17 protein-coding genes (1 of these 17 cut by a window edge) are annotated in these 17,316 nt (G+C 31.4%); 8 read left to right on the forward strand and 9 right to left on the reverse strand.

The window, feature by feature from the left end:
• Window positions 1-219, forward strand: partial view of a EutN/CcmL family microcompartment protein gene (locus tag IPK06_10235; protein MBK7980348.1) — the 3' portion only. The gene continues 63 nt to the left of window position 1, outside the view; only the last 219 of its 282 coding nucleotides appear in the window; its start codon lies off the left edge, out of view; it ends in the stop codon at window positions 217-219.
• Between the two features lie 5 nt (window positions 220-224).
• Window positions 225-1,343, forward strand: a complete 1,119-nt coding sequence (gene dprA / locus IPK06_10240; protein MBK7980349.1) for a DNA-protecting protein DprA — start codon at window positions 225-227, stop codon at window positions 1,341-1,343.
• Here dprA and IPK06_10245 read toward each other — a convergent pair whose 3' ends face one another.
• From IPK06_10245 to IPK06_10270, 6 genes are all read right to left on the reverse strand, one after another.
• Window positions 1,344-2,624, reverse strand: a complete 1,281-nt coding sequence (locus tag IPK06_10245) for a replication-associated recombination protein A (GenBank protein MBK7980350.1) — start codon at window positions 2,622-2,624, stop codon at window positions 1,344-1,346.
• Window positions 2,625-2,637: 13 nt separating this feature from the next.
• Window positions 2,638-2,952: a septum formation initiator family protein gene (locus tag IPK06_10250; protein MBK7980351.1), complete on the reverse strand. Its 315-nt coding sequence runs from the start codon at window positions 2,950-2,952 to the stop codon at window positions 2,638-2,640.
• Window positions 2,949-3,947, reverse strand: coding sequence for a D-alanine--D-alanine ligase (locus IPK06_10255; protein MBK7980352.1), 999 nt, complete (start codon window positions 3,945-3,947; stop codon window positions 2,949-2,951). Before IPK06_10255 ends, IPK06_10250 begins: the two co-directional genes overlap by 4 nt.
• A 63-nt stretch (window positions 3,948-4,010) precedes the next feature.
• Complete coding sequence (locus IPK06_10260) at window positions 4,011-5,003, reverse strand: Gfo/Idh/MocA family oxidoreductase (protein MBK7980353.1); 993 nt, start codon at window positions 5,001-5,003, stop codon at window positions 4,011-4,013.
• A gap of 25 nt (window positions 5,004-5,028) precedes the next feature.
• Window positions 5,029-5,982 carry a methylenetetrahydrofolate reductase gene (locus IPK06_10265; GenBank protein ID MBK7980354.1) on the reverse strand — a complete coding sequence of 318 codons (954 nt, stop codon included), beginning with the start codon at window positions 5,980-5,982 and terminating at the stop codon, window positions 5,029-5,031.
• A 48-nt stretch (window positions 5,983-6,030) separates the two neighbouring features.
• Window positions 6,031-8,454, reverse strand: a complete 2,424-nt coding sequence (locus IPK06_10270) for a penicillin acylase family protein (GenBank protein MBK7980355.1) — start codon at window positions 8,452-8,454, stop codon at window positions 6,031-6,033.
• Window positions 8,455-8,539: 85 nt separating this feature from the next.
• Between IPK06_10270 and rmuC the strand changes: the two genes are divergently transcribed.
• The gene (gene rmuC, locus IPK06_10275) at window positions 8,540-9,853 is read left to right on the forward strand and encodes a DNA recombination protein RmuC (GenBank protein ID MBK7980356.1); all 1,314 of its coding nucleotides are present in this window, start codon (window positions 8,540-8,542) and stop codon (window positions 9,851-9,853) included.
• A gap of 95 nt (window positions 9,854-9,948) precedes the next feature.
• Here the strand turns inward: rmuC and IPK06_10280 are convergent, their stop codons facing one another.
• A complete protein-coding gene (locus tag IPK06_10280) occupies window positions 9,949-10,140 on the reverse strand; it encodes a hypothetical protein (protein MBK7980357.1) in 192 nt (63 codons plus the stop codon).
• A gap of 436 nt (window positions 10,141-10,576) precedes the next feature.
• Here IPK06_10280 and IPK06_10285 point away from each other — a divergent pair, with 436 nt between their 5' ends.
• Genes IPK06_10285 through IPK06_10300 form a run of 4 tightly spaced genes read left to right on the forward strand, consistent with a single transcriptional unit; the run spans window position 10,577 to window position 13,854 of the window.
• On the forward strand, window positions 10,577-11,296 hold the full coding sequence (locus tag IPK06_10285) for a hypothetical protein (protein ID MBK7980358.1): 720 nt from the start codon (window positions 10,577-10,579) through the stop codon (window positions 11,294-11,296).
• Between the two features lie 20 nt (window positions 11,297-11,316).
• Entirely contained in the window at window positions 11,317-12,012 is a 696-nt protein-coding gene (locus IPK06_10290; protein ID MBK7980359.1) for a hypothetical protein, read from the forward strand.
• A gap of 12 nt (window positions 12,013-12,024) precedes the next feature.
• The gene (locus IPK06_10295) at window positions 12,025-13,071 is read left to right on the forward strand and encodes a histidine kinase (GenBank protein ID MBK7980360.1); all 1,047 of its coding nucleotides are present in this window, start codon (window positions 12,025-12,027) and stop codon (window positions 13,069-13,071) included.
• Window positions 13,072-13,101: 30 nt separating this feature from the next.
• A complete protein-coding gene (locus tag IPK06_10300; GenBank protein ID MBK7980361.1) occupies window positions 13,102-13,854 on the forward strand; it encodes a LytTR family transcriptional regulator DNA-binding domain-containing protein in 753 nt (250 codons plus the stop codon).
• A gap of 55 nt (window positions 13,855-13,909) precedes the next feature.
• On the opposite strand, the gene IPK06_10305 is transcribed toward IPK06_10300, so the two are convergent.
• Complete coding sequence (locus IPK06_10305; GenBank protein MBK7980362.1) at window positions 13,910-14,848, reverse strand: PEGA domain-containing protein; 939 nt, start codon at window positions 14,846-14,848, stop codon at window positions 13,910-13,912.
• Window positions 14,849-14,966: 118 nt separating this feature from the next.
• Here IPK06_10305 and IPK06_10310 point away from each other — a divergent pair, with 118 nt between their 5' ends.
• Window positions 14,967-16,562 (forward strand): aldehyde dehydrogenase family protein, encoded by a 1,596-nt coding sequence (locus IPK06_10310; protein ID MBK7980363.1) that lies wholly within the window; start codon window positions 14,967-14,969, stop codon window positions 16,560-16,562.
• Between the two features lie 8 nt (window positions 16,563-16,570).
• Here IPK06_10310 and lptB read toward each other — a convergent pair whose 3' ends face one another.
• Window positions 16,571-17,314, reverse strand: a complete 744-nt coding sequence (lptB, locus tag IPK06_10315; GenBank protein MBK7980364.1) for an LPS export ABC transporter ATP-binding protein — start codon at window positions 17,312-17,314, stop codon at window positions 16,571-16,573.
• Window positions 17,315-17,316 lie beyond the last annotated feature (2 nt).

The raw sequence follows: 17,316 nt of genomic DNA on the forward strand, positions 1-17,316 counted from the left end.
CAGAAACTTCTGCTCGTGAGAAAAATAGATTTAAAAGGTAATTATATCAGTAATAAAGATGAAATTGCTCTTGATATTGTTGATTCGGGAATTGGCGATGTAGTTCTAGTTGTTAAAGAAGGTGCAGCTATTCAGCAAATCTTAGGTCATTCAAATTCTCCTGTTAATATTATGATTATAGCTGTAGTTGATAATATTAGTATCGATAATAACATTTAATTTTATTGAAAGAAAATTTAGAGACATTCGCTAAACTTAGAATTCTTCTTGAAGTTGAGGGAATTGGTCCATCCAAACTTTTTAATCTTTTATCCAAATTTACATCATTAGATAATTTAATTAATGCCAGTTATAATCAACTAATAATGGTTGATGGAATTTCACAAACATTGGCAAATAAGATCCTAAAAAAAATTGATGAATATCCAATCTTTCTAGAATCTGCCGAAAAAGAACTTAATTATTTAGAAAAAATTGACGGTAAGTGGATTACTTTTTGGTCTGAGGATTATCCCGAAAATTTAAAAAATATTTTTGCGCCTCCAATTATACTTTATTATAAAGGAACTTTATCAAACAAAGATAAAAACAGTGTAGCAATTGTTGGCACTAGGATGCCTTCAAATTACGGCAAAAAAAATGCGTACGATTTTGCAAAAAATCTTTCATCTCAAGGAATATCTGTTATTAGCGGTTTAGCTAGAGGAATTGATTCTTCTGCACACTGGGGAACTGTTGAAAATAATGGAAGAACAATTGCTGTAATCGGCTCAGGTTTAGATGTAGTTTATCCTTCTGAAAATAAAAAACTATTCAATAAAATTACCGAAAACGGCGCAGTAATTACCGAATATGTTTTAGGAACAAAACCAGATGCACAAAATTTTCCTAAACGAAATAGAATTATCAGCGGAATTTCTCTTGGTACTTTAGTTATTGAAACAAAATTATCCGGAGGAGCATTACAAACTGCCGGTTTTGCGATTGAACAAAATAGAGAAGTATTTGCCATTCCCGGTAATTTAGGTAATGTTCAAAGTGAAGGATGCAACCTGCTCATCCAACAAAGTTCGGCAAAATTGGTGACAAATATAGAAGATATTTTAATTGAATTGAAATTAAAGATTGCGCCTAAAATAGGAGAAAATATTCCCAAGCCGGTAGAAGATTTAAATATTTTTGAGCAGAAAATACTTGATGTTTTATCACACGAACCAAAACATATTGATTTAATTTCAAATGAATCTAAAATTAATTCCGCTGATTGTCTTGTGCATCTTTTATCGCTTGAGTTCAGGGATCTTGTAAAACAATTACCGGGAAAGATTTTTGTGAAGTATTGATTAATAATTTTTTAATTTTTTCCACAAAAATTTTAAGCGCTCTTTTATTTTTATTTCCTGACCGTTTTCACTCGGGAAATAATATTGCTTACCTTTTAATGAATCCGGCAAGTAATTTTCTTCAATAAAATTATTCTCAAAATCATGTGCATATTTATAATTCTTACCATAATCCAAACTTTTCATTAATTTGGTTGGCGCGTTGCGCAAATGCAATGGAACAGGTTCTTGATTTCCTTTCCTAACATCTTCGTATGCTTTTTCAATTGCCATATATGAAGAATTACTTTTAGGCTGCGATGCCAAATATGTTACGCATTGTGCTAGTATAATTCTTGCTTCAGGCATACCTATTTTTTCAACAGCGCCAAATACAGCTTCAGCTATTACTAAAGAATTAGGCGACGCATTTCCAATATCTTCAGATGCTAAAATTATCATTCTTCTAGCAATAAATTTCGGATCTTCTCCACCTTCAAGCATTCGTACCATCCAATATAAAGCCGCGTCTGGATCACTGCCTCTAATACTTTTTATAAATGCCGAAATAATATTGTAATGTTCTTCTCCGTTTTTATCATAAACTACATTTTTCTGCTGAAGAACATTATCAATCAAAATTTTATTTATTTTAATTTTTTCTGAATTGATTTCCTGAAGCAAAGCGGATTCAATTATGTTCAGCAGTATTCTTGCATCTCCGCCGCTTGCGTATATTAAATAATTTTTATCAATTTCCTCAATTTTAAAACTTTTTAAAAAATCATCGTTCAAAAACGCGTGATCTATAATTTCGTTTAAATCTTCTTTTGCCAATTCATCAAGCACATAAACCCGCGCTCTTGATCTTAATGCGGGTATAACTTCAAACGAGGGATTTTCTGTCGTTGCGCCTATTAAAATTATTAATCCCGATTCAACTGCCGAAAGCAATGCATCCTGCTGCGATTTATTGAATCTATGAATTTCATCTATAAATAAAATTGTACGTTTGTTAAAATTATCTTTGTTGATCTTGGCTAAACCGATTACTTCCCTAACTTCTTTAACACCGGCAGAAACAGCGTTGAGCTGGAAAAATTCAGACTTGGTTTTTTCTGAGATAATTCTTGCAAGTGTAGTTTTACCGGTTCCTGGAGGACCCCAAAGAATAAATGAACTTACTGCGTCATTTTCAATCATTAAGCTGATTGATTTACCGGGACCGACTATTTTTTTTTGTCCTCTAAAATCTTCGAGTGTTTTGGGTCTTATTCTTTCTGCAAGAGGAACTTGCGGAATTGTTCTTTTCAAACTAATTACCTAACGAATCATTTTTATCTTCAAATTTAAATACTTTTTCATTTTCTTTTTTCATCATAAATTTTTCGCGCGCAACTTTCTCCAACTCTTTGTCATCTGTTTTAATTGAATTAATATTCGAGTCAAGATCTTTAATTTGGTTTTTTGATTTATCAATTTGACGTTCTATTGAATTAATTTCATTCTTTAATTCAAAGTATTTTAATAAACCATATTTATTGAAAAATAAAAACAGTACTAAGATTATTAGTATTACAAAATAAATCCAAGTAATTATTCTATCTTTCTTATTACTTACTTTTTTCATAATGCCGAAGAAATAATTATATCAACCAATTCCTCGAATCCAATCCCTTGCGCTTTTGCAATTTTTGGAACCAAACTGTGCGAAGTCATTCCCGGTAATGTATTGATCTCGAGGCAATAAGCAATTCCTTCTTTAGTTAAGCGAAAGTCAATTCTTGAATAGTGTTCACATCCAAGAGAGTTGAAAGCAAGCACCGCTTGTCTTTGGAGTTCATTTTCAATATTCTTATCTATTGCGGCTGGAACAATATATTCGCTCATGCCATCGGAATATTTGCATTCATAATCATAAATTTCATGTTTAGGGATTATTTCCAAAATTGGCAAAGTAAAATCTTTAACAATTGCTACGGCAATTTCTCTTCCCGCAATAAATCTTTCTAATAATATTTTTTTTGAGAACTGTGAAGCAAGATTTATTGCGTTTTCCAATTCATTAAAATTATTGCACTTTGTTAAACCTATTGTGGAACCTTGATCGTTTGGTTTTATTATGCATGGATATTTTATAGTGCTTTCAATTTTATCACTAAGAATTTTCAGATCATCATGTTTTGAAGCTTCAAGCCATTCGGGAGTATAAACTCCAAAATGATTAAAAATTATTTTTGATTTTGCTTTATCCATTGAAAGCGAACTTGCTAATACTCCAGAACCTGTGTATTTAATTCCTCTTAATTCCAATAATGATTGAATTACACCATCTTCACCCCATTTTCCGTGAAGTGCAATTAATGCTAAATCCACATCATCAAAAAAAGGAGAGTTAATTGCAGCGATTATATTTTCATTAGAGATTTTCGAGAATTCGCAATCGCAAAAATAATCATCTATATTTTGAGGCTGATTCAATCCATAAGCAGGATCGATAATTTTTGTTTTATATCCTAAATTTTTTACGGCATAATATATTGCTTTCCCAGATTCCTTTGAAACCGCGCGTTCGGGAGATGTTCCTCCTAATAAAATAGCAACTGTAATATTTTCTTTATTCATGAGCTCTACTTGATTAATAGTTTTTTAATTTATTGAACCGGTGGAAATCATCATAATTAAAATTTAGTTTAAACACTTACTTTCTAATTTTTCCATAATTTGCATATTAACTAAACCGTCAAAACCGGTTATTTCAGGTTCAACCTTATTTATATATGATTTTTGGAGGGATTTAAGCAAAATGAGAAGCTTATTTGCTCTTTTTCTAAAAGCAATTCTTTTTTCACCCGCTAAATCGATTGATAATTTTCCGGGCTCTTTTCTTCTTCCTATAATGTTTTCTATACTTATCGATCCGTTTGAACCAACAATGTCAATTCTGTTAAATGCCTGTTTAGAATTGTAGGAAACATTTAGAAATCCATATCCGCCTTTTTTATATTTAACAACTGCCGCCGCAAAATCATCAACTTGACTTTTATAAACAACGTTATCAATAAATCCGTTTATATCGATAATTTCTCCGCCGAAAAATCTAAGAAGGTCAATCATATGAGTTCCCAAATCCCTGAACGCGCCGCCGCCGCTTTTTTCTTTATCAAATCTAAAATTGTCATCCGGCTCATAATTAATATTAAATGAAGTAGAAACCGAAACAATTGTTCCAATCATTCCCTTTTCAATAATTTCTTTCGCTTTTGCCGTTAGCGGATGAAACCTATGTGTGTAATTTATAGATAAGAACACATTGTTTTCATTACAAACTTTTAACATTTCTTCGGCTTGAATTGAATTTAATGCCAATGGCTTTTCGCAAAGTATATGTTTACCCGCTTTGGCTGCTTCAATTACCTGCCAATAATGATCTTTATTTGCGCTCCCAATGTAAAGTATTTCAAAATCATGTTTTAAAAACTCGGCAAAATTATTAAAGTAATTCTTTGCGAAAAATTTATTTGAGATTTCTTTTGCTCTAGTTAAATCGGAACTATAAATAGAAACGAGTGAACTTTTTTTTAATTGAAGCAAGGTCGGAATAAATGTATTCTCCGCAAATCTGCCGCAGCCGGCAACTCCCCATTTTAATTTTTTCATAAGATTAATTTGCGATTTTATTCTGCGGTCAACATTTAGAATCATTTTAAAATCCTAATTTCTTCATCAAGTTATTAATTGGCTTAGTGTTTTGCATTACGTAAAAATGTATTGCAGGTACTTTCGCGCTTATAAGTCCTTCAACTTGCTTTTTTGCCCATTCTATTCCAATTTCCTGGACATATTCTGTTTTGGCTTTTGAAATTTCTTCAGCTAAATCATTTGGAATATCAACATGAAAGTTCGAGGGCAAACTGTTTAATTGATGTTTTGACGTTATGATTTTTAATCCCGGAACAATAGGAACATCAATTCCGCTTTTTCTGCAAAGATCACAATAATTAAAAAAATTATTATTGTCATAAAACATTTGAGTTACAATATATTCAGCACCTGCTTTAACTTTTTCTTTTGTGTAATTTATATCAATTTGAAGATTTGGCGCTTCAAAATGTTTTTCGGGATATCCGCCGATTCCAATACCAAATTTCATTGGTTCAGCATCGAGAAGCGAATCCTCAAGATATTTTCCTTTGTTCAAATCGGAAATCTGTTTTACCAAATCATAAGCGCGAACGTTTGCCGATCTTCCGTATTTAATCGGTTTATTAAACGCGCTTTCATCACCTCTAACCGCTAGAACATTTTCAATTCCCAAATAATGCAGTTCGATTAAAAAATCTTCCGTCTCTTCTTTTGTAAAACCCTGACAAATAACGTGAGGAACAGCATCAATATTATATTTATTTTGAATAAGCGCGCATATTCCCAATGTTCCGGGTCTTTTTCTTTTAATCTTCATTCTAAAATCGCCGGAGGGTGTTTCTTCATACATTACTTCCGCGGCATGACTCGTAATATCAATAAATGGGGGTTTATATTTAACCAAATCTTCCAATGCATCTAAAAGATTTGTAATATTTCCGCCTCTTTTGGGCGGAATAATTTCGAAACTAATTAATGTTTGTGTTGCATTTGTTAAATGATCAATAACTTTCATTATTTGCCTAAACTGTTTTGCAAAGTTATAAAATTTTCCAATTAATTTTTAATTACCTTGGGGAATCAATTTCAATAAATCAAAATTTGAGCTTTTTACAAAATTCTCGTTAGTGTTTATTTTTAATAATTCTCCTTCAAGCCACATATCCGTCATATCATTATAATGTCCGCTAAAGAAATTTCCGGATTGCCCGGTTGGCAAAATGATATAAAAATAATCCGGTTCGGAAAAATCGTAAATATATCTCATAGATGGACCTAATTTATTATTATAAGGCTCATTAAATGAATATTCAGTATTAAAAACCGTTGTTCCGTCACCGCCGATTTTAAATGGTCCAATATCTAAAATAAGATCAAGAATTTTAGATTGACCATGAAAAAAATGTTTAAATGTAACCTGATGTAATTTATTCCACTGCCAATTTTCAATTTTTCCATATTCTTCGCTTAAATAATTAATTGCATCCCAAAGACTTTTTCTTATAATATCATTTTTATCTTCAATTTTATTAGTTGCAATATCATCAAACCAAGATGAAGTACTTTCATCCAAAATTTTTCTAACAACTCTGTAGGGTATATTCGCAATAAAAATGTATTCATTAAAAATACTATCTCCCATTTCATCCAAAAAAATATTTTTTAATAAATATTGATAAAAAACTGCATAAATTGTTGGAACTTGGCTTTCCGGAATAAATACAAAATCCCATTTTCTTAAAAGAGCCAGAACTTCTTTCAATTTATCATTTTCCAATGTGTGATTTCTAAAAGCGCCTAAAATATGAGGGACAATATCTTTTGCGTAATCGGAATAAAAATCCATTTGATATTTTCTAAAATCATCAACCGAATGTTTTGTTTTGGATTCTAGCAGACTGGTGATCCTATTTATTCTGGAATTCGGTTCCCAAATATTTGATATATGATACGGATAATCTTCAATGGTTTTATTATTTGCCGAAGCAATAAATCCGTTTTGAGGATTAAACAAATTCGGATTTTCAGAAAACGGCACAAAACCAAGCCAATCATCTGCATCGGTTGTTCCGTCATTGATAAATGTAGGTGAGTTATTTTTACGCAACGGAAGCTGAACTCCTGCGGTATATCCAATATTTCCTTCATTATCGGCAAATACAAAGTTTTGCCCAGGTGTATGAAAATCTTTTAGGCCTTCTCTGAATTCTGTCCAATTTTTTGCGCAATTTATTTTTGAAAACGCTGACATTTCACTGCTGGATTCCAAAGCGGTCCATCTCATAGTAATATCAATGTTACTTTGATTTTTATTGGGATACATTTTATTGAATGGATGTATATCAGAAATTATTGGTCCGCGATGATTTTTCTTAATAGTAAAAATTACTTCCGCAGAATCTTTAACCTTAATTGTATCTTCAATTAACGAAAGGTCTTTCCACTCATCATTAAATAAATATTTTGATTTTGAACTATCTAATTTTTCAATATAAAAATCCGCGTCATCAGCCATAACATTTGTAAGAACCCATGAAATATTTAGATTTTTTCCAATTACAATTCCCGGTATTCCCGGAAGTGTTACGCCTTCTACATTTAATTCAGGTGATCTTAAAACCGCAATATACCACTTTCCAGGAGCCGAAAAACTTAAATGCGGATCGTTAGCAATAATTGGTTTCCCCGATTCTGATCTTGTTCCGTTTACAACCCAATTATTTGAGCCAATGTGTGTCCCGCTAAATCCAATGAAATTTCTAAACTCTTTGTCGACTTTAATGAAATCTAAAGGAATATTTGAAATATTATTCAAATTAGCCGGGATAATTGTAGGACCATTTTCGTCAAATGCAGGTAGAACATCGTTAGCTTTTTCAATTCCTAATTTTTGTATTACATGAGATAGAGCAATATCGCTCCACCATGAAATATTTAATTCCCATGCCATAAGTTTTGCAATCAGAACAGAATGTTCGGGTTTCCACAATTCTGGTTTGTATCCTAAAATATCAAATTCAATTGTTAATTTATTTTTTTCATTTTTAATGAATTCATTTACTCCGTCAGCATATGAAATAAGAATCTTTTTAGTTTCGTTATCAAAACTTTCATAATGTTTTTTTGATATTTTGGCTAATTCAAGAGTTCTAAACATTTTATCGAACGGAATAGTTTTATTTCCCAAAATTTCGCTTAGTTTTCCTTCACCCGCTCTTCTGCTCAAATCCATTTGAAATAATCTTTCCTGTGCGTGCAAATAACCAAGCGCAAAATAAAGATCATATTTAGAATTTGAATAAACATATGGAATTGCAAATTTATCTCTGAAAATCGATACTTCACCATTCAGCTTGTTGACAATTTTTTTACCGGAATACTGAGGTAAAGTATCGTTTAACATATAATACGCTCCGGCAATAAATACAAATAAAAGTATAATTATCGTTATTAATATTCCGGCTAAAACTTTAGGCCATTTGTTCATTTTCTTTCGTAATAATTATTTATTTTAATTACTTAATAAATTAAGAACTTTTGAAACAATATATAAAAAAATTAAAAGGTAAATGATGTTTTGGATAGAAATAATTATCGGGATTCTGCTAATAATTATCATTATTATGCAAATTCTAAGTTATATAAAAATTAACAAACAAAATCTTACTGAAACGGAAACTAATATATTTCAAAAACTTGAATCTATTAACTCCGAATTGGACAATGATATAGAAAATGAATTTAAGAGAAACAGAGAAGAAAATCTGCAAAGTTCCAAATTAGTAAGAGAAGAAGTAGGAAACTCAGTAAGACATTTGGGTGAAACACTTTCCAATAGAATAAGAGACATTTCCGAAAGGCAAAAAGATCAATTGGATATTGTTGAAAACAGAATGCAAAAATTAATACTGACAAATGAAGAAAAATTTGATAAGCTGAAAGATCAGGTTTCCAAACAGTTATCGGAAATACAGGAAAAAAATGAAAAGAAATTGGAAGAAATGAGAAATACGGTTGATGAAAAACTTCATTCCACTTTAGAAAAAAGGCTGGGCGAATCATTTAAGCTTGTAAGCGATAGATTGGAATTGGTTCATAAAGGTTTGGGTGAAATGCAGAATCTCGCTATTGGTGTCGGCGATCTTAAAAAAGTACTTTCAAACGTAAAAGACCGAGGAACTTGGGGAGAAATTCAGCTTGGAACTTTGCTAGAACAAATTTTAACTCACGATCAATACGAAAAAAATGTTAAAACAAAAGCAGGAAGCAACGCCTTGGTTGAATTCGCGATTAAACTTCCGGGTAAAAATAATCTTTCAAGCGATATTGTCTGGCTGCCAATAGACGCAAAATTTCCATTAGAAGATTATCAAAGATTAATTTTAGCGAGAGAAAAAGCCGATTTGCCTTTGATTGATGAAAGTCTGAAAAAATTAGAAAAAAGTATTAAAGATGCGGCAAAAGATATCTCCACCAAATATTTGGATCCGCCGAATACAACTGACTTTGCGTTTATGTTTCTGCCTATGGAAAGTCTTTACGCTGAGGTTTTAAGTTTGCCTGGCTTATTTGATACGGTTCAAAGAGAATATAAAGTTACAATTGCCGGACCCGCGAATTTTGTAGCAGTATTAAACAGTCTGCAAATGGGATTTAGAACATTGGTAATTGAAAAAAGATCGAGCGAAGTTTGGAAGTTATTGAGTATTGTAAAAACCGAATTTTCTAAGTTTGGCGATCTATTGGAAAATACACAAAAAAAATTAGATCAGGCCAGTCAATCAATTGGCGACGCGTCGCGTAAAACAAGAACAATAGAAAGGAAATTAAGAGATGTTCAAGTTTTACCCTCCGCGGAAAATCAAATGGATTTGCTGGATGAATAATTTTTATAATACTAATGTTAAACGATATTTGTTTTATGATAAATTTTAATTGCTGCTGCCTTAATAACAGCAGCAGCTTAGTGATTTGGGAATAGTTATTTTAACAGCATCAATTTTATAGTTTTCGCAAAATTCATATTTTCTTTTTCAAGTGACTTTGCGTTAAACTTTAATAAATAAAAACCGCTTGTAACTTTATCACTGCAATTGTTTGTACCGATCCATTCAAATTCATTACTTCCGGAAGTTTTTGATATTTCACCAAAACTTTTAATCTCTCTTCCCAAAATATCGAAAATAGTCGCTTCAAAATTTTGAATTATAAGGTAAATTGTACTTTATTTTTAGTTAATATTTTGGCCTTGTAATTATATTTACTTACAAATTTTTGTTTTTCATTTTTACTTTTCATTTTTGGCTTTTCATTTTTAAAATTCACTTCTCACGTTTTGAGATTTTTAAACCTATTCACTTTGTTTAGATGAATATTTTTACGTAATGTGAGCTAATAAGTCACCTTACAAAACTAAGAGAAAACCTCGGAGGTTTGGCATTTTGCATAACATTTGTTAATTATATTTTTTCAAAATTATTTTGAAAAAAATTTTTATATTCAAATAAATTATACTTACCGAAAAAAAACTTCCATTCACCGATAAGTATTTAGTCAAACAAATTTTAAATAATAAATTTCATTCAGCAATTTGAAAATTTGAGGTTTATATGAATACTCCTGGAAATAACACAACAGCAAGAATAATTTTGGGTGCAATTTTAGTTGTACTTGGAACACTATTTCTACTTGACAATTATGGGTTTCTGAATTTTTCATTACCCAATGTTATTTTTGAATGGGAATACATTTTAATAGGAATTGGAATTTACCTTTTAACAACGAGTAAAAATAAAACAGCGGGAATAATTCTTTTAACAATCGGTTTATTTAATTTAATTCCCGAATTTTGGCCGCTAATCCTTGTAGCTTTAGGAATTTATATCATACTTAAAAGAAATCCCGCCAAGCAAGTAAATAATTTACAAGTTGAACTTGACGCGGACGGAAAGGAAATTAATTCATCGCAGACTATAAATTCCAACTACAATAATAGTGTTGACGATGTATCGATATTCGGCGGCGGAACTAAAAGAATCGCCTCCACAAATTTTACCGGCGGGAAATTAACCGCTATATTCGGCGGCTCTGACATTCATTTAGAAAACTGCCTATTAGCCAAAGGCAAAAATGATTTAGATATTTTCGCGATGTTCGGCGGATATACAATTTATGTACCTCAGGATTGGAACGTAATTATTGACGTTGTTCCAATATTCGGAGGATTCTCCGACAAAAGAATTAAAGATCCCAACAGAGTTTATGAAGAAGATAAAATTTTGGTAATACGCGGACTTGTACTTTTTGGCGGCGGCGAAGTTAAATTTTAGTAAAAAATTGCGGGTTAAAAATGAACAAAGGCACAAATAATTCAAACGGCAGAGTAGTTTTAGGAGCATTATTAATTGTATTCGGCATTATATTTTTTATGAATAATTTTGAATTTGAGATGTTTAACATAGATTTATTATCCTGGCCGGTAATAATTTTTATACTTGGAATTTTTGTGTTCTTAAAAGACAAAACTTCGATTTTTGGAATTATTTTAATGTTGGTCGGCGGTTTAAATATTTTAACAAAATTCTTCGATATTTCAATCAGATCGTTTTTATATGAATTTTGGCCGTTCCTTTTAATAATTCTCGGAATTTATTTCGTTTTCAAAAAATCCAATAAACATCAAATTTCCGATCATGAATTTGTTGAATCAAATGAATACTTAGTCGATATTTTTACAATTATTGGTGAAACTCACAAAGTAATTAAAACCAACAGATTTCTCGGCGGAAAGATAAGTTCAATTCTTGGTGAAACTCAAATTGATTTGAGAAACAGCAAACTTGCCGAAGGAAAAATTGAACTTGATACATTAACGATGTTCGCGTCCACAGAAATTCACATTCCATCGGACTGGAAAGTGTTTATAAAAACAACTACTATTTTCGGAGGATTTGAAGATTTACGAAGTCCTACATTAAATTCTGAATCTACAAACATTTTGATTATTAAAGGTTTGGTTCTTTTTGGCGGCGGAGAAATTAAATAACAAAGAAATTTTATGATAAATCCATTTGTAAAAAATGTTAAGAGTTTTTCAATTTATCTGATTATTTGGATATTTATTTTTCTGCTTCACTCGAGCATTTTATACTTTGTAATAAATTTGCCTCTTAAAATCTGCTTGATCGACAGTGTAATATTCAATTTTGTTTTTCTTGCAATTGGCATAAGTCTTTGGTATCCAACAAAATTCACTTCCTTTGAAAATTTTTCGGTTTTGAAAATTGTAACAAATCACATTACGGCCGCTTTTATTACATCTGGAATTTGGATTGCCGTTGGTTATTTTATTACCTCTCAAATTTTTATAAGCAATTTTGATTATTTGAAATTTCTTTTTGCTTCATTGGTTTGGAGATTTTTTATAGGCATGTTTTATTATTTTATTATTGTTTCATTAAATTACATAATAATATATTACAACAATTTTCAAGAAAAAGTACTAAAAGAAGCTGAATTAAAAAGTCTTGTAAAAGAAGCTGAATTAAAAAGTCTTAAATACCAGATAAATCCGCACTTTATTTTTAATTCATTAAATTCAATAAGCGCGCTTACAATTTCGGAACCGGAACACGCGAGAGAAATGACAATTAATCTTTCGACATTTTTGCGCAAAACACTCAGCAATAATGAAAATCAAAAAAGTAAATTGTGCGATGAACTGAAAAACGCAAAACTTTATTTGGAAATTGAAAAAATAAGATTTGGCGATAAATTTAATTATACTGAAAACATATCTTCCGGATGTATGGAACTTGAAGTTCCCAATATGATACTTCAGCCGATTTTTGAAAACGCGATTAAACACGGTGTTTATGAAAGTATTGAGCCGGTAACAATTAATTTTAAGTGTGAAGAACAGCTTGAATATATGAAAATTACCATCACTAATAATTATGATGTTGAAGCCGTTTCTCGCAAAGGTGAAGGAATAGGATTGAGCAATATTCAAAGCCGTTTGCGAATGATTTATAATCAAGAAAATTTAATTAAGTTTTCTAAGAATGACGGAATTTATACTGTAACAATTTTTATCCCATTGTAATAATTTTATTGAATAAATTTTGGAATAATTATGAATGAACAAATTTCAGTCCTCATTATTGATGATGAAAAACTCGCGCGTGATATTGTAAAAAAATACCTTCAGCAAAATGATAAAGTTAAAATTCTTGGCGAATGCACAAATGGATTTGAAGGTATTAAAAGCATTAATGAACTTAAACCGGATTTGATTTTTCTTGATATTCAAATGCCGAAAATTACGGGTTTTGAAATGATAGAATTGTTGGATGAAAAACCGCAGATAATTTTCACAACCGCATTTGATCAATACGCAATAAAAGCTTTTGAAGTTAACGCGACTGATTATTTATTAAAGCCGTTTTCACTTGAGAGATTTAACGAAGCGCTCAACAAAGCAATAGATAGAATATTAAGAAACGACAAAGAAAAAATTGATTACGACAGCCTAATTTCAAAAGTAAATGAATCTCCCAATTCAGTTAACCGAATTGTAGTAAAGACAAATCAGAAAATTATAATTATACCTGTAGAAAAAATATTTTACCTAGAAGCTCAAGATGATTATGTAATGATTCATTCGGAATTAGGAAATCATTTGAAACAGCAAAGAATGAAGTTTTACGAAGAACATTTAAATACTGATGAATTTATTCGAGTTCATCGATCTTATATTGTAAATATAAATGAAGTAAAACAAGTAGAACTTTTTGAAAAAGAATCTTATAAAGTGTCGTTGAAAAACGGCGAGAAAATTCCCGTAAGCAAAAGCGGATATTCACGTTTAAAAGAATTGATGAAGTAATTTTATTAAAATGAATTGTAAATGAGACTATTGGAATTAATTCTATTCTAACGAATTAATTAGAACTGCCGACTTGTAAAACTTCTTTAGTCAATTCGTTTTGTACAAATGATATTATATACAAATTTTCCTTGTTCCAATGAGGATCAACCAAAGTAAATTCGGCAAATTTTGCCCGTCCTCTTTCTGATATTGACGAAAGTGATTTTCCGTTAAAATCCGGTATAAATTTTCGCAACACATATTTTGCAGTTGGCAAAGAAGTATCAGCCGTAACCTCTTTTTCTATCAACGCGTTTCTCAAAACAAGCGAGTTAAAATCTGTCGCGTGCATATCAAAAACATCAACAAAAACATTTATATGCATGCCGTTCCCTTGTACTAAACTATCTCTAACCTCAATTTCCAGATTTGTATTTTTGTTTAATTCGGTTTTAATGTCATTATTGAAATCATAAGATAATTTCCCATCTGCCGTAACTGCCGGGATATTTAAAATATCGTAATAATCACCGCGGGCAATCATTCCGTTCCAAAAGTCATAGTAAAATATTTCATCGTAATTTGGGTAATCCGCTGGGTAATTAATTATAATAATCCTATTATCTTTAAGCGGATTAATTTTCGTTATTGTTTTTTCTATATCACATGTATCGCAGAAAGAATATGAAAAAAGTTCTATGAATACATTTTTTATCAATTTATTTTCTTCGAGTGTAAATTCCTCGGTAATAAGTTTATTTTTATTTATTGGTACATCTCTTTCTTCGGAAAAATAATTTTTTTTAGCTACTTTTATTCTGTAAGTAACAGCCAATAACTCTAAAGTATCCGGTGTAAATTTGCCGGTAAAAGTTCCGTCAATATAAATTTCCGATCTATCAATATTTGATTTTACCAAAATTCTTCCATTTCCGGTTGTTGTTTCGGAAGGCAGTTCGGAACGGCAAGAATAAAAAAATACTATAAATAATAACAAAATTATTTTTTTCATATTTAAATAAATTATTTATTAAGCAAATAAACAATAAATATAATAAGTTGATAATGTATTTAAGTGGTTGCTAAAAAAAATCAATGTAAGTATATTATGACATTAAAATGAGCTGAAAATGGAACTTGACAAAGATATTAGATCAACACAGGAAGTGCGTAATTTAGTTGCCCAAGCTAAAGACGCGCAATTGGAATATAAACATTTTAACCAAACACAAGTTGATAAAATTGTGAAAGCAATGGCGGATGCCGGATTTGAATCGAGTGAACGACTTGCAAAAATGGCACAGCAGGAAACCGGTTTTGGAAAGTGGGAAGATAAAGTTGTAAAGAATCAATTTGGTTCAAGAGATGTTTATAACTCAATAAAAAATTTGAAGACTGTTGGAATAATTGATATTGCAGAAAACGGAAAAATTGTTAAAATAGCAGAGCCGATGGGAATTGTTGCGGCATTAATTCCTTCAACAAATCCAACTTCAACTGCGTTTTTTAAGTCGTTAATTTCATTAAAAACGCGAAATGCTATTGTTGCTAGTCCGCACCCGAAAGCGGTAATATGCACATCGGAAGCTTTAAAAGTAATGAACGATGCAGCGGTTTCAGCCGGCGCGCCGAAAGGCTTAATTCAATGCATGTCGATTCCAACAATAGAAGGTACGGAAGCTTTGATGAAACACAGAGACATTGGAGTAATTTTGGCAACCGGAAGTACTCCAATGGTTCGCGCCGCATACAGCGCCGGAACTCCCGCATATGGAGTTGGTTCCGGCAACGTTCCCGCATTTATTGAAAGAAGCGCAAATTTTGAAAAGGCGGTTTTAGATATTATTTCGGGAACAACTTTTGATAACGGAACATTATGTTCTTCTGAACAGGCAATGATTGTTGACAGACCGATAGTTGAAAAAGTAAGAAAATTTGCCGAAGCTAACGGCGGATATTTTGTAAATAGCGAAGAAAAAATAAAACTTGAAAACGCGGTTATTAAAGATGGAAGAATAAATGCTGATATAGTAGGAAAATCGGCTCAATTTATTGCTCAATACGCAGGTTTTAAAGTTCCCGATTCTGTAAAAGTTTTATTAGCCGATTGTCTAAAAGTGGGAAAAGAAGAACCGCTTTCCGTTGAAAAACTTTCACCGATTTTAGCGTTTTATGTTGTTGACGGCTGGCTGGACGGTTGTCATAAATGTATTGATTTATTAAACTTCGGCGGAATTGGCCATACTTTGGCAATCCATTCAAATGATCAAGAAATTATTTTAAAATTCGCGATGGAAAAACCGGCATTCCGCATTGTTGTAAATTCTCCTTCTTCTCTTGGCGCTGTTGGATACACAACGGCTTTAGATCCTTCGATGACATTGGGAGTTGGAACTTGGGGCGGTTCAATAATTTCAGAAAATGTAACCGCAAAACATTTGATGAACATTAAAACTTTAGCATTCGAGACAAATCCAATTAACAAAGGAAATTCTATAAACTCATTTGGAAGTTCAAAAGTTGGAAATTCATATACATCAAGTGGAAATTTTATAAATGAAATTGAAGAAAGATTAAGAGCCAGAGCCGGAAATCCGGTTGTAAATTTTCAAAGTACATCAAATAAATTTACTTCTCAAAAAAATATATCAAATAGTGATAAAAAATTTGGAAATGGAATAAGCGAAGACGAAATAAATAAAATTATTAGAGAGTTTAATAAATAAATTAAAATCTATTCGTATCTCTCAAGTTTGAATTTTTCACCGAGGTATAATTTTCTAACTTCTTCGTCATTTGCCAAATCATCGGCTTTACCGTCTTTAAATATTTTTCCTTCGATAAGAATGTAAGCTCTATCCACAATGCTCAAAGTTTCATGAACGTTATGATCGGTAATTAAGATTCCGATTCCTTTGTTTTTAAGATTTGCGACAATGCTCATAATATCTTCAACGGCAATCGGGTCAACGCCGGCAAATGGTTCATCCAACAAAATAAAATCCGGATCGGTTGCAAGCGCGCGAGCAATTTCTGTTCTTCGTCTTTCACCGCCGCTTAATTGAAACCCTTTACTTTTTCTAATGTGCGCGATACTTAATTCGTCCAGCAATTTTTCTTGTTTTTCTTTCCGCTGATCTTTCGTCAATTTTGTCATTTCCAAAACAGCCATAATATTATCTTCAACACTTAATCTTCTAAATACTGAAGCTTCTTGCGGAAGATATCCAATTCCCATTTTTGCTCTTTTATACATCGGCTGTTCAGTAATATTTTCTTGATTAAGAAAAACTTTCCCATCATTCGGTTTTATCATTCCTACTATCATATAGAAAGTTGTAGTTTTTCCCGCGCCGTTTGGACCAAGCAATCCAACTACTTCTCCTTGTGTAACATTTACCGAAACCTTGTTTACAACTGTTCTCTTTTTATAGATCTTTATTAAATCTTCACTGCGTAATGTTGAGTTATTTGTCATAT

Source organism: Ignavibacteriota bacterium, assembly GCA_016713565.1.
Classification (GTDB): Bacteria; Bacteroidota; Ignavibacteria; order Ignavibacteriales; family Melioribacteraceae.